Origin of the sequence: Bacteroides sp. MSB163, from assembly GCF_036416795.1 — a bacterium.
Classification (GTDB): domain Bacteria; phylum Bacteroidota; class Bacteroidia; order Bacteroidales; family Bacteroidaceae; genus Bacteroides; species Bacteroides maternus.
Genome location: NZ_CP143867.1, coordinates 1,907,732 through 1,922,016, shown reverse-complemented (window position 1 = coordinate 1,922,016; position 14,285 = coordinate 1,907,732). Strand labels below are relative to the sequence as shown.

8 protein-coding genes are annotated in these 14,285 nt (G+C 44.3%); 7 read left to right on the top strand and 1 reads right to left on the bottom strand.

Going from position 1 to position 14,285, the window contains the following annotated elements:
- Positions 1 to 133 precede the first annotated feature (133 nt).
- The 5 genes from VYM24_RS06585 (at position 134) to VYM24_RS06565 (ending at position 8,067) form a co-directional block, all read left to right on the top strand.
- Positions 134 to 1,321, top strand: coding sequence for a zinc metalloprotease (locus VYM24_RS06585; protein WP_330941805.1), 1,188 nt, complete (start codon positions 134 to 136; stop codon positions 1,319 to 1,321).
- Positions 1,308 to 2,522 carry a THUMP-like domain-containing protein gene (locus VYM24_RS06580; protein ID WP_291550413.1) on the top strand — a complete coding sequence of 405 codons (1,215 nt, stop codon included), beginning with the start codon at positions 1,308 to 1,310 and terminating at the stop codon, positions 2,520 to 2,522. The genes VYM24_RS06585 and VYM24_RS06580 overlap by 14 nt, the downstream gene beginning before the upstream one ends.
- A gap of 242 nt (positions 2,523 to 2,764) precedes the next feature.
- A complete protein-coding gene (gene xyl3A / locus VYM24_RS06575) occupies positions 2,765 to 5,356 on the top strand; it encodes a xylan 1,4-beta-xylosidase (RefSeq protein WP_330941804.1) in 2,592 nt (863 codons plus the stop codon).
- A 49-nt stretch (positions 5,357 to 5,405) separates the two neighbouring features.
- A complete protein-coding gene (locus VYM24_RS06570) occupies positions 5,406 to 6,665 on the top strand; it encodes a family 8 glycosyl hydrolase (protein ID WP_330941803.1) in 1,260 nt (419 codons plus the stop codon).
- A gap of 271 nt (positions 6,666 to 6,936) precedes the next feature.
- A complete protein-coding gene (locus tag VYM24_RS06565) occupies positions 6,937 to 8,067 on the top strand; it encodes an aldose epimerase family protein (RefSeq protein WP_330941802.1) in 1,131 nt (376 codons plus the stop codon).
- A 193-nt stretch (positions 8,068 to 8,260) separates the two neighbouring features.
- Here VYM24_RS06565 and VYM24_RS06560 read toward each other — a convergent pair whose 3' ends face one another.
- Positions 8,261 to 9,118 carry a helix-turn-helix domain-containing protein gene (locus VYM24_RS06560; RefSeq protein ID WP_294613691.1) on the bottom strand — a complete coding sequence of 286 codons (858 nt, stop codon included), beginning with the start codon at positions 9,116 to 9,118 and terminating at the stop codon, positions 8,261 to 8,263.
- A gap of 219 nt (positions 9,119 to 9,337) precedes the next feature.
- Between VYM24_RS06560 and VYM24_RS06555 the strand changes: the two genes are divergently transcribed.
- Both VYM24_RS06555 and VYM24_RS06550 read left to right on the top strand, forming a co-directional pair.
- Entirely contained in the window at positions 9,338 to 10,978 is a 1,641-nt protein-coding gene (locus VYM24_RS06555; protein WP_224321334.1) for an alpha-L-fucosidase, read from the top strand.
- A gap of 97 nt (positions 10,979 to 11,075) precedes the next feature.
- On the top strand, positions 11,076 to 14,282 hold the full coding sequence (locus VYM24_RS06550) for a SusC/RagA family TonB-linked outer membrane protein (RefSeq protein WP_330941801.1): 3,207 nt from the start codon (positions 11,076 to 11,078) through the stop codon (positions 14,280 to 14,282).
- Positions 14,283 to 14,285: the final 3 nt, after the last annotated feature.

Genomic DNA, 14,285 nt, shown 5'->3' with positions numbered 1-14,285 from the left:
TATATTTACGTATGTTTAGAAACACAGAAAAACAACATCCACTCACTTTATCTACTTAACTTTGCCAGTACTCCCGGAGATTTTCCTTATATTTGTACAGACAAACCGGGTAAGAACTTCATACCATACAACAATGAAACAAGCTCTCAAACTTATACTTTCCACCCTGTTCGGTGCATGCATCGGCTTCGGTGCAATGGTGTTTTGCATTACATTCTTTACGGAGACTACATTAAGTGAATTCTTCGGGAATATGGGAAACATACAGTTGAGCCGACTCTTGCTTTCCTGTATCTTATCATTGGCCTGTCTCATCCTTGCCGTTTTCGTACAGATTATTCTGCACGAAGGCGGGCATCTGATCTTCGGACTTGCCACCGGTTACCGGTTCGTTTCTTTTCGGGTAGGTAGCCTTACACTAATAAAAGAAAAAGGAAAGTTCCGTTTCAAACGTTTCTCCATCTCCGGCACGGGCGGACAATGCCTGCTCTCTCCACCGGATAAGCCTTACGAACAGTTGCCTTATTTCTGGTATAATGCAGGCGGAGTACTGATGAATCTGCTGACGGCAATCCTTGCACTTGTTCTTTGGGTTGCCTATCCCGAGATACCGTTACCTTTACATTTATTCCTTCTATTCTCCTTTATCTGCGGTTTCTTCCTAGCACTGATGAACGGTATTCCATTGAAGATGTCGGGCATCACGAATGATGCCTACAATCTGATATTGATGCACCGGGATCTGAATACCCGGAAGTATCTGGCATTACAGTTAGCCGTCAACGCTGAAGTTCAGAAAGGCGTAAGACTGAAAGACATGCCGGACGAATGGTTCCCGAACGATGAAGTGACAGATTACAGGAACATCATGCAGGTTGCCGTGAAACTGCTCTATATTTCGCGCTATGTAGACCGGAAAGAATTTAAAACTGCGCACGTCCTGTTTAGCGAAATAGAGCGGCATAAAGAGGAAATAGTCGGACTATACGTAAAAGAAATCGAGTGTGAACTCCTGTTCCTCGAACTGATAGGTGAACGGAGAAAAGAAGAAGTAGAGCGGCTTTATACAGATAAGATAAAGAGATACATCCAGCGGTATAAGATTATGATGTCTTCCAAACAACGCTTGCTGTGTGCCCTTGCCTTGTATTGGGAAAATCAGCCGGAACGGGCGAAAGAGATTTATGAAAAAGTAGCGCGCAAGCGGGATAAGTATTTGCTGCAAGGCGAGGTTAACTCTGATCTGGATATTATGGAGACAATGCTCTGGGCTATAGCTTCAAAGAAACTATTAAACGACAAGGTTTATGGAATTGAATGACGAAACCCTTCGTTTTATACGCGAACATTGCAAGGATGATGTACGCAACCTGGCTCTGCAAGCACCGAAATATCCCGGTGTGGATATGCCTGTTGCACTGACGCAGATAGCGGGCAGACAGGCGGCGGCAGAGAAAATACCGTCCTGGCATGAGGAAGAAGGCATTCTATATCCCCGTCACCTATCGCTAGAGCAATGTTCCTCGGAAGCTACGGCACGATACAAAGCATCTATCATTCCGGAGTCTTCCTCCGGCACACTGACCGACTTAACCGGAGGCTTCGGCATAGACTGTGCTTTTCTTTCTCCGAAATTCCATCATGTCACCTATGTGGAACGGCAGGAAGTTCTTTGCGAGATTGCATCGCATAACTTCCCGTTACTGGGCCTGAATCATATCCGGATAGAAAACAAAGACGGCATCCGGCATCTGCAAGAGATGTCTTCCGTCGACTGGATATTCATTGATCCTGCCCGTCGTGACGGGCATGGCGGTAAGACTGTTGCCATTGCCGACTGTGAACCGAATGTAGCAGAGCTGGAATCCCTGCTGCTCGAAAAGGCACAGCACGTAATGGTGAAACTCTCCCCTATGCTCGACCTGTCTTTGGCTATTCAGGATTTAAAGCACGTACAGGAAGCACACATTGTTTCTGTAAATAATGAATGCAAGGAACTTTTGCTTATCTTAGGACACAACACTGTTACCGCAGAGAATATTCCTATTCATTGCATCAATCTGCAAACGAAGGATGGGAGGAATACAGAGACAACCGGACAGTTCTTCACTTTCACCCGCGAACAGGAACAATCAAGCCCGGGTGAATATACCGGTACTTTAGATAAATATCTGTACGAACCCAACGCGTCCATTCTCAAAGCAGGGGCTTTCCGCAATGTATCCTGTATATATAAGGTAAAGAAACTGCATCCTAACAGCCATCTCTATACTTCCGCTGAACCGATAAAAAACTTCCCCGGAAGAAGCTTCCGGATAACGGGTATATGTACATTGAATAAGAAAGAACTAAAAAGCATATTAGGAGATCTGAAGAAAGCCAATATCACGGTTCGTAACTTTCCAAGTTCAGTAGCGGAACTCCGTAAACGTATCAAATTGAACGAAGGCGGAGAGGTTTATCTGTTCGCTACGACCTTGAATAATGAACAGAAAGTTCTGATTCGTTGCGAGAAAATATAAAGAAGGAACTCATATTGCAAATTACAATATCCCCCTCTGAAAAATGCCTTGTAACAGGCATTTTCCTTTTTAATGTAACCTCAGCAAAACAAGATGTAACATCCGGAAGAAATCTGTAACATAGACTCAACTATCTGAAATACGATTCTTCTTCCAAATCCTCTTTTCTGCCTATTTTTGTAATCGTCATCCACAATGACAAAACAGAAGTCTATTAATAACAATAAAAACGCACTAATACCATGAAAAGAAAACTTCAGTTGCTCACCGGAATCGGATGCCTGTGTCTGTGCTTCCTTTCCTGTTCACAACCTCCCTACAAAAACCCGGCACTAAGTCCGGAAGAACGTGCCAATGATCTGGTAGGCCGACTTACATTGGAAGAAAAAGCCGCATTGATGCAAAACACATCTCCTGCCATCCCCCGACTGGGCATAAAAGCCTATGACTGGTGGAACGAAGCGTTGCACGGTGTAGGACGTGCCGGACTGGCCACCGTATTCCCGCAAGCCATCGGTATGGGAGCGTCTTTCAACAACGAACTGCTTTACGATGTATTCACCGCAGTTTCGGATGAAGCACGTGCCAAAACCACCGAATTCAGTAAAGAAGGCGGATTGAAACGTTATCAGGGGCTCACCATGTGGACACCCAATATCAACATCTTCCGTGATCCGCGCTGGGGACGGGGGCAGGAAACTTACGGAGAAGACCCTTACCTCACCGGTCAGATGGGTATGGCAGTGGTACGCGGCCTGCAAGGACCTGAAGGAGAGAAGTATGATAAGCTACATGCCTGTGCCAAGCACTATGCCGTACATTCCGGTCCGGAATGGAACCGCCACAGCTTCAATGCCGAGAACATCGACCCGCGTGATTTATGGGAAACCTATCTGCCCGCTTTTAAAGACCTGGTTCAAAAAGCGCATGTGAAAGAAGTGATGTGTGCCTACAACCGCTTTGAAGGTGAACCCTGTTGCGGAAGCAACCGCCTGCTAATGCAAATTCTGCGTGACGAATGGGGATATAAAGAAATCGTAGTATCGGATTGCTGGGCAATCAGCGACTTCTACAACAAAGGCGCCCATGAAACCGACCCCGACAAACAACACGCTTCCGCCAAAGCCGTACTTTCCGGAACAGATGTGGAATGTGGCGACAGCTATGCTTCGCTGCCCGAAGCTGTGAAGGAAGGATTGATTGACGAGAAACAGATAGACATCTCTCTGAAGCGCCTGATGAAAGCCCGCTTTGAGTTGGGCGAGATGGACGAACCTTCGCAAGTGTCTTGGGCACAGATTCCTTACAGCGTGGTAGATAGTAAAGAACATCGTGAACTGGCACTCCGTATGGCACGTGAGAGCCTTGTGTTGCTGCAAAACAATCAGAGTTTACTGCCTTTAAATAAAAACCTGAAAGTGGCCGTGGTAGGACCTAATGCCAATGACTCCGTAATGCAATGGGGCAACTACAATGGTTTCCCCTCACATACCATCACTCTATTGGAGGGCATTCGCGAATATCTGCCCGAATCACAGATCATCTATGAACCCGGATGCGACCTGACCTCCGACGTCACTTTGCAAAGTGTATTCCAGCAATGCAGCATGGATGGCAAGCAAGGTTTCAGTGCCAAATACTGGAACAATACGAAACAGGAAGGAACACCGGATGTAACCAATCACATCAGCACCCCCTTCCACTTCATCACCACCGGCGCCACGACCTTTGCAGCCGGCATCAACCTGCAAGATTTCTCTGCCAGCTACGAATCCATATTCCGCCCCGTCAAGAATGAAGATATCGCCTTCCGTTTCCAGACCCAAGGGATAACAAAACTCTCCATAGACGACAAGGAAGTTGCCGCAGGCATGAACTTCAAGAATAATGCAAAAGTCTACACCCTCCAGGCAGAAGCTGGAAAAGAATATCGTATCAAGATTGATTTTGTCTTTCGCAACCGTGACGCCGCACTCGATTTTGACATGGGACGCGAAGTTCCCGTTGACCTGAAACAAACCGTAAACAAGGTAAAAGAGGCGGATGTCATCATCTTTGCCGGAGGTATATCCCCGGCAGTGGAAGGTGAGGAAATGCATGTCAACATTCCCGGCTTCAAGGGAGGTGACCGCGAAACCATCGAACTTCCGTCTATCCAAAGCCGTCTGCTTGCCGAACTGAAGAAAGCCGGCAAGAAGATCGTATTCGTCAACTTCTCCGGTTCCGCTATCGCCCTGACTCCCGAATCGAAAACATGTGATGCTATCCTGCAGGCATGGTATCCCGGTCAGGCAGGTGGTACGGCTATCGCCAATGTCCTCTTCGGAGATTACAATCCGGCAGGACGTCTCCCGGTCACTTTCTATAAGAGCACAAGCCAACTGCCCGGCTTTGAAGATTATTCCATGAAGGGACGCACGTACCGGTACATGACGGAAGCTCCGCTCTTCCCCTTCGGGCATGGTTTGAGTTATACCATATTCCGTTATGGAGACGCTTCATTGAGTACACAGGAAGTGAAAGACGGAGAACAAACCATCCTGACCATCCCCGTGAGCAATGTAGGTGAATGCGACGGGGAAGAAGTGGTACAAGTGTATCTGCGTCGTCCAGGCGACAAAGAAGGTCCGTCTCACGCACTCCGCGCCTTTAAGCGTGTGAACATCGCCAAAGGGGCAACCTGCAATGTGACCGTATCATTAAGCAAAGAAGATTTCGAATGGTTTGATACGGAAACCAACACAATGCGCCCGATAGAAGGCGAGTATGAAATACTTTATGGTGGTACGTCGGAGCTGAAACAGTTGAAGGCGATACCAATCACTGTTAAATGATAATTTAACTACGTAATCTTGAAAATCATATAATATAAAACGTTCCTTTATGAAGAACTTATTTTACTTCCTCCTCTGCCTCATCGCCGGGACATCGTGTAGTCAGGCAGACCCGACAAAGCCCTGGGATAAAGGTGCCTTTGAGACACGGAAATACCGAAATCTCTTTGCCGAGATGGGTTATAAACAGGCAGACATCGACGCCAAGCTCAAATCCGTCTTCGACGGTGTGTTCTACGGTCCTGACAAAGTATATTTTGAAGTAGGCGATTCTATGGCATATATCAGCGACATCAAAAATCATGACGTCCGCACCGAAGGTATGTCCTACGGATTAATGATTGCCGTCCAGTTCGACCGTCAGGATATCTTCGACCGCCTCTGGCGATGGGGCACAAAGTACATGCAGCATCAGGAAGGCCCATTGAAAGGCTATTTCGCTTGGAGCTGCAAGACGGACGGTACCCGTAACTCCCAAGGCCCCGCTTCCGACGGAGAACTTTACTATGTCACTGCCCTCATCTTCGCCTCCAACCGTTGGGGAAATGACACCGGCATCAACTACCTTGCCGAAGCCCAGAATATTCTGAACTGTTCCATGGAGAAAGACGGCACAAACCGTGTAATGCCGTTCATCAATGTGGAGCATAAGCTCATCACCTTCGTTCCGGACATACATGGCGGACGATTTACCGACCCGTCTTACCATGTACCCGCTTTCTACGAAGTATGGGCACGCTGGGCCAATGACGGCAGAGCTGATTTCTGGCGCGAATGTGCCGAACGCAGCCGCGAATATCTGCATAAAAGTATCCACCCCGTAACCGGACTGAACCCCGATTATAACAACTACGACGGCAGTCTGTTGGGCAATAACCGCATCATCGGCGACGCTTTCCGTTTCGACTCCTGGCGCGTACCGATGAACATCGCTTTAGACTACTCCTGGACATGTGCCGACAAAGAATGGCAACAGGAATACGGGAATAAAATTCAGGATTTCCTTTACAGCCAGGGTATTGATACCTTCGTAGATCAATATAACGTAGACGGCACGCAAGTAAAAGATACCCTTGGAGCCGGAGGATATAAGGCACTGAGACACTCATTAGGTCTTGTAGCCACTTCCGCAGCTGCCTCACTGATGTGTACCCACGAGAAAAGCCGTGAGTTTGTAGATAAGTTGTGGAACGCAAAGCATGAACCGTATGAGGATGGTTACTTCGATGCTTACTATGACGGGCTGCTCCGCCTCTTCGCTTTCATGCATCTGAGTGGAAACTATAGAATCATATTCCCGGAAAAGTAAAGAATAAGTAACGGACAGTTGCAACAGACTTGTAGGGGTAACATTGCCCCTACAAGCATAATATAAACACACCATTACAACAAAAAACACTAAAAGCTGCTGAAAACACCCTTCATCACTATCATAGACATCAAGAATGAACAAATAGTTTTATTTTTTGGTGCTATACTACTACGATTTCAAAACAATCTTCACTACGTTTGTGATAAGTAAAAGTTATGCATAATATAACTACTTATCACAATGCTACAGTCACTTTAATTAAAACTATATGAATAAACTGTTTCTTTTGGTATGTACAGTTCTGATAGCTGGATGTACCGCAACAACAAAAGAAGAACTGACCGAATCCGGATTGAAGCGAAGCGATTTCCAGACAGAAGTCAATGGTGAGAAAACTGACTTATTCGTTCTGAAGAACAAGAACAAGATGGAAGTGTGTGTCACTAATTTCGGAGGCCGTATCGTGTCGGTCATGGTTCCGGATAAGGATGGAAATATGAAGGATGTGGTACTGGGATTTGATTCCATACAGGACTACATCAAATATCCATCTGATTTCGGAGCAAGTATCGGACGATATGCCAATCGTATTAACCAGGGACGCTTCACACTGGATGGTATGGAATATCAATTGCCGCAGAATAACTACGGCCATTGCTTGCATGGCGGTCCGAAAGGTTTCCAATATCGTGTGTACAAAGGGGTACAAAAGAGTGACCGGGAATTGCAACTGACTTATCTGGCAAAGGATGGAGAAGAAGGATTCCCCGGCAATCTGCAATGCACCGTCACCATGAAACTGACGGATGACAACGCCATCGACATACAGTATGAGGCGGAAACAGACAAACCGACCATCGTCAATATGACCAACCACTCTTACTTCAATCTGGATGGTAATCCTTCAAAAGATAATTCAAGTTATCTGTTGACCCTGAACGCCGACCATTATACTCCGGTGGACAGCACTTTCATGACGACCGGCGAAATAGCAAGCGTTGAAGGTACTCCCATGGATTTCAGACAACCTACTGCCATAGGTGCCAACATAAACCAAGACTTCGCACAGTTGAAGAATGGAAATGGCATTGACCACAACTGGGTGCTGAATACTCAAGGAGACGTAAGTAAACTATGTGCCACACTCGAATCACCCGCCACAGGTATCGTTCTGGATGTTTATACCAACGAGCCCGGCATACAGATTTATTGTGGCAACTTCCTAGACGGCACATTGACCGGCAAGAAGGGGATTGTCTATAATTTCCGTACGGCCGTTTGCCTGGAAACGCAACACTATCCCGACACTCCTAACAAACCGGAATGGCCGTCGGCTGTGTTACGGCCGGGAGAGAAATATCAGAGCCAGTGCATCTATAAATTCTCGGTACGCAAATAATCGGAGTACGATTTCCGTGAGGACAATAGATTAACAATAAGAATGTTCTGTATTTCTTCCGTCTCATTACCTGAACCGTACCAAGTCCGTGTCATCTCCGTATCTATACGCATGGACTTGATACGGACCAGGTACGGCCCAGACACGGACCGGATACGGTTCAGACAAGAAAACTGTTCTAAATCTCCGATTACTAATGATACGAGTTACGATATTCCTGTGGAGTCAGCCCTGTTGTCTTTTTAAAAAGCCGGTTAAAATAAGAATAGTCATCGAAGGAGAGGGCAAAAGCCACATTCTTAACGGACATCTCATCAGTCACTAAAATAAGCTGTGCTTTCTCTATTTTCTTCTGATTGATATACTTTGAAGGAGTAACGCCTGTTTCTTTCTTGAACAGACGGATAAAGTGGTCTTTCGACAAGCATGAGTTTTCAGCCAATGTTGCCAGGTCTATAGTCTCGTATATGTGTTTACGTATATAAAGAATGGCTTTCTCTATCCGGTCATCTTTAGTTTCCACCTTAGCTTGCGCACGTTTCAGGAAATGTGCCAGTAACTGGTACACTATGCCACGCGACTCAACCTTGTCGCACAATGCCCGTTGCTTATTTTTCAGAAGGTTCTGCATGAGCATCGAGTTATTATCATAACTTGCAGGGTCCGACTTAGGCAAACTCATGTGAGGGTTTATTGCACATAGACGCTGAAACAAAGCCAAATCTAAATCTCCGGCAGGTATCTCAACCGGAAACTCCCACTCATCTAATAAATTGGAATCTGACTGATGTTCTTCATAAATGTGCAGGTAGTAATGACAGAAATAGGAGTTACAGATATAGCTATGCACAGTGAATGCCGGAATGAAATACAAATAATTAGGCTTTAATATCTGTGTACCTCCTGATAACTGTATCTGGGCAGTTCCTTCCGTTATATAATATAAACGTGTAAACGGACTATTTACATTCTTCCAGTTCCAATCTGCATTGTGTACAGCCAAACCTACATTTAATACCAAAGGGTGTAGTTTATCAACTAATAGTGCCATAGTATATCATATTTAGTAATTTGATAAAGGTAGGTGAATTTCTTCATCATTCAAAACGATTATCGATATTCTCAATATAAAAATCGTTTTTATCCTATAGTATCAGATATTTTCCAATTATATCATCGATATTTTCCAATACAAACACTTTTTAATCCTATTACAACTACTAATTAATACATATCTTTGCAATGTACAATAGAAACAAAATTGATACCTATGAAAACGAAAATTTTATTAGCCTCTTTAGTTCTTTCAATAGGAACCTTATCTGCCCAGAACTATCAGGTTCCGGTTTCAGAAAAGAACGAACCTATGATGAAAGGTAAATTCCAACCTACATGGGAGTCTTTGGAGAATTACCAGGTCCCCGAATGGTTTAGGAACGCAAAATTCGGAATATGGGCGCATTGGGGACCTCAGTGTGTAGAAGGTTCGGGCGACTGGATGGCACGCTCCATGTATATGGAAGGAACATCAGAATATAAGCATCATGTAGAGCACTACGGACACCCCTCTGAAGTGGGATTCAAAGACATCATCCCTTTATTTAAAGCAGAAAAATGGAATCCGGATGAGTTAGTGGCATTCTATAAGAAAATAGGTGCACAGTATTTTTTCGCTTTAGGTAACCATCATGATAATTTTGACCTTTGGGACAGTAAATACCAACCATGGAATTCAAAAAATATGGGACCGAAACGTGATGTTTTGGCGGAATGGGAAAAAGCTGCACGCAAGTACGAACTTCCATTTGGTATCAGTTTCCATGCTGACCATGCCTGGACTTGGTACGAACCCTCCCAACGTTATGACAGACACGGACCTAAAGCCGGTGTTCCTTACGATGGCACTTTAACAAAAGCTGACGGCAAAGGTAAATGGTGGGAAGGATATGACCCTCAGGACCTATATGCACAAAACCATCCGATGAGTAAAGGTAGCTGGGCGGATGGCATGATTCATAGCCAATGGGCCTGGGGAAACGGAGCATGCTTGCCTACTCAGGAATACTGCACAAACTTCTATGACCGTACCGTAGATGCCATCAACCGTTATAATCCCGATCTGATTTATTTTGATGTCACCGTAGCCCCATTCTATCCAATCAGTGATGCCGGATTAAAGATTGCGGCTCACTTCTATAACCACAATATGGCAACTCACAAAGGAAAGTTGGAAGCCGTCATGTTGAGTAAGATATTGGATGAAAACCAACGCAAAGCCATCGTTTGGGACGTAGAACGCGGTGCACCCAATGAAATAATGGAGCGACCCTGGCAATCCTGTTCATGCATTGGCGGATGGCATTACACTACATCTGTTTATGAGAATAACTGGTATAAATCAGCCTCGGATGTTGCAAAACTGTTGATTGACATCGTAAGTAAGAATGGTAATCTGCTTCTCAGTGTTCCATTGCGGGCCGATGGTACGTTTGATGAAAAAGAAGAAAAGATACTGAATGAATTCGGCGAATGGATGAATATCAATAAAGAAGCTATCTACAGCACCCGACCTTGGGAAGTGTTCGGCGAAGGTCCGATAGCGGAAGCTGATATTAAAATCAATGCACAAGGATTCAACGAAGGAGCATACAGCAAAGCTACGGCACAAGAGATCCGTTTCACCCAAACCAAGAAGGATTTATATGCCACGGTTCTGGCCTGGCCGGAAAATGGAAATGTAATCATCAAATCATTAGCTGCCGACAGTAAACTATTTCCGCAAAAGATAAGGAAGGTAGAACTGCTTGGATATGGACCGGTACGATTCAACCGCACAGCAGAAGGGCTTTCCATTAATCTGCCGGAGAAAAAGCTCAACAACATAGCTCCCGTATTCAAGATAAAGAAATAATCACTCTAACATATTGAAGTTCTGGTATACTGGTTTATTTTTAAGCCAGTATGCCATCACTATACCTTTTATTGACCTAATTTTTAAATCAAGAATTATGAAACATCGATTAGCCAGCCAACATTATCGGCTATCAACACAAGTTTTGAGGAAGCCTTTCCTGCTCTTGTGTATCACAAGCTTTTTCTCTTTCCCTGTGGTCAATTATGTAAATGCTGCTACTGCCGGCATAAGCATAGTAAACCAGCAAAAAGAAGTAAAAGGAACTATTTACGATGAAACCAACTCACCCGTAGCCGGTGCAACAATCATCGTTAAAAACTCTACAAGAGGATGCATTACTGACATTGACGGAAAATTCACTATCTCCGTCTCAGTTGGAGATGAGTTGCTGGTCAGCTTCCTCGGGTATCAAACTGCCACAATCAAAGTGTCAGGAGAAAACAATTACACTGTACATTTAAAACCTAAAGTTGATGAACTGGATGAAGTGACAGTTGTAGCCTTTGCAAAACAAAAGAAAGAAAGCGTTATCAGCTCCGTTACCACTGTTAAACCGTCTGAACTGAAAGTACCAAGTAGTAACCTGACAACAGCACTTGCCGGTAGAATGTCAGGAGTGATAGCCTATCAGACGAGCGGTGAACCTGGAAAAGATGATGCTAGCTTTTTCATTCGCGGAGTCACAACTTTTGGCTATGCGGCAAGCCCGCTCATCCTGATTGATAATGTAGAACTCACAAGTGCCGATTTAGCACGCCTGAATGTAGATGACATTGCCAGTTTCTCTATCATGAAGGATGCAACAGCCACCGCGCTATATGGAGCAAGAGGTGCCAATGGCGTGATTCTTGTAACGACCAAAGAAGGTAAAGAAGGAAAAGCAACGGTCAACATCAGAGTGGAAAACTCCATTTCTACTCCGGTCCGTACCATTGAGACAGCTGATCCGATCACATATATGCAACTTCATAACGAAGCTGTCAGAACCCGTAATCCTTTGGGAGTATTGCCATATTCCCAGTCGAAAATAGATAACACCATCAAAAATCTAAACTCTTATGCATTTCCAGCTGTAGACTGGTATGATGAGATGTTCAAGAAATACACCATGAACCAGCGTGTAACAGCAAACATCAGTGGAGGTGGTAATGTAGCAAGATATTACATCGCTGCTTCTTTCTTCAATGATAATGGTGTACTGAATGTGGACAAACAAAACAATTTCAATAGCAACATCAGCTTAAAGAAATACTCAGTCCGTTCCAATATCAACATTAACCTGACTAAAACAACAGAAGCTATCATCCGGGTGAACGGTTCATTCGATGATTATCGCGGCCCGATTGACGGTGGGGATGCGCTGTATAACAAAGTTATGAAAACAAGTCCCGTCCTATTTCCCAAAACATTCCCTAACGTAGGTGAGTATGCAAATAATACGCATCTTATGTTCGGTAACTATGGAGACGGTACTTATATAAATCCATATGCCGATATGGTGAAAGGATATAAAGATTATAGTCGTACTTCAATTGTAGCACAAGGAGAACTGAAACAGAACCTTGATTTCATAACAAAAGGGTTGAATATACGAGGCCTCATCAGTACTACCCGTTATGTGTACTCCGACGTTTCCCGCTATTACAATCCTTATTATTACTCTATGGGAACTTATGACCAGTCGAAGGATGCCTACAGCCTGACTTTACTAAACCCTAATGGTGGTACTGAATATCTGAATTATAATGAAGGAGCTAAAGATGTTACTACCACCAACTACATGGAAGTTGCCATGAGCTACAACCGTGATTTTGATGAACATGGTGTCAGTGGCATGTTGGTATTTACCCGACGTACCCAACAGAACAGCAATGCAGGTGACCTGCAAAAATCATTACCATACAAAAACCAAGGATTATCAGGAAGATTCACCTACTCATACGACAAACGTTACTTCGCAGAATTTAACTTCGGATACAATGGCTCCGAACGTTTCGCCCAGAATGAACGTTACGGCTTCTTCCCTTCTTTCGGTATAGGTTATTTGATGTCAAACGAAAAGTTCTGGAAACCAATTGAAAAAACAATCAGTAAACTAAAATGGAAGTTCACATACGGGCTTGTCGGAAATGATGCCATTGGCGACTCTAATGACCGTTTCTTCTATCTGTCCAATGTCAATATGAATGATGAAGGCAAAGGACAGGATTTTGGAACCAACTGGGGAAATCATATTAACGGTATCACTGTCAACCGTTATGCCAACGAATTAATTACCTGGGAAAAAGCTAAAAAAATGAATATCGGTATTGAATTAGGCTTATTCAACAAACTGGAAATCCAGGCAGATGTATTCTATGAAAAACGAAATAGTATCCTGATGACCCGTTCATTTATTCCTTCCACTATGGGACTGACAGCAGATGTACGAGCCAATGTAGGAGCGGCCTCAGGTAAAGGTATTGATATGTCTGTTGATTACTCACATTCCATCAATAAAGACTTGTGGGTTACCGGACGTGCTAACTTCACTTATGCAACAAGCAAATATGAAAAAATAGAAGAACCGGACTATCTGGGCGCAGGTACTCCCTGGAGAAGCCAGGCAGGACAGAAATTAAGCCAGCGATGGGGATTCATTGCAGAACGTCTGTTTATCGATGAAGCAGATATCGCCAACTCACCGGAACAAAACTTTGGCGGTAAGCTTATGGCAGGTGACATCAAATATAAAGATATAGATAAAGACGGTGAAATAACAGAAGCTGATAAAGTGCCCATAGGCTATCCAACCACTCCCGAAATCACCTATGGATTCGGATTATCTGCAGGATATAAGGGGTGGGACCTCTCCGCCTTCTTCCAAGGCAACGCACGCTCATCTTTCTGGATTGATCCCAACTGTATATCACCATTCATCGACACAGATGATGATAACAACACGCATTCACAAAATGCCTTATTAAAAGTCATTGCGGATAGCCACTGGTCGGAAGCAAACAGAGACATCTATGCTTTTTGGCCACGTTTAGCCAACGAAAGCATAGCTAACAATACACAATCCAGTACCTGGTGGATGCAAGATGGTTCATTCATGCGCCTGAAATCTCTGGAATTAGGATATACCTTACCCGAAAAGTGGACTCGAAAAGCCCATATCAGCAATGTCCGCATTTACCTGAACGGAACCAATCTTCTCACATTCAGTAAATTTAAACTATGGGATCCGGAAATGGGTGGTAATGGCCTTGGATACCCTATCCAAAGAGTATATAATATTGGTTTGAGTGTTAACTTTTAAAGA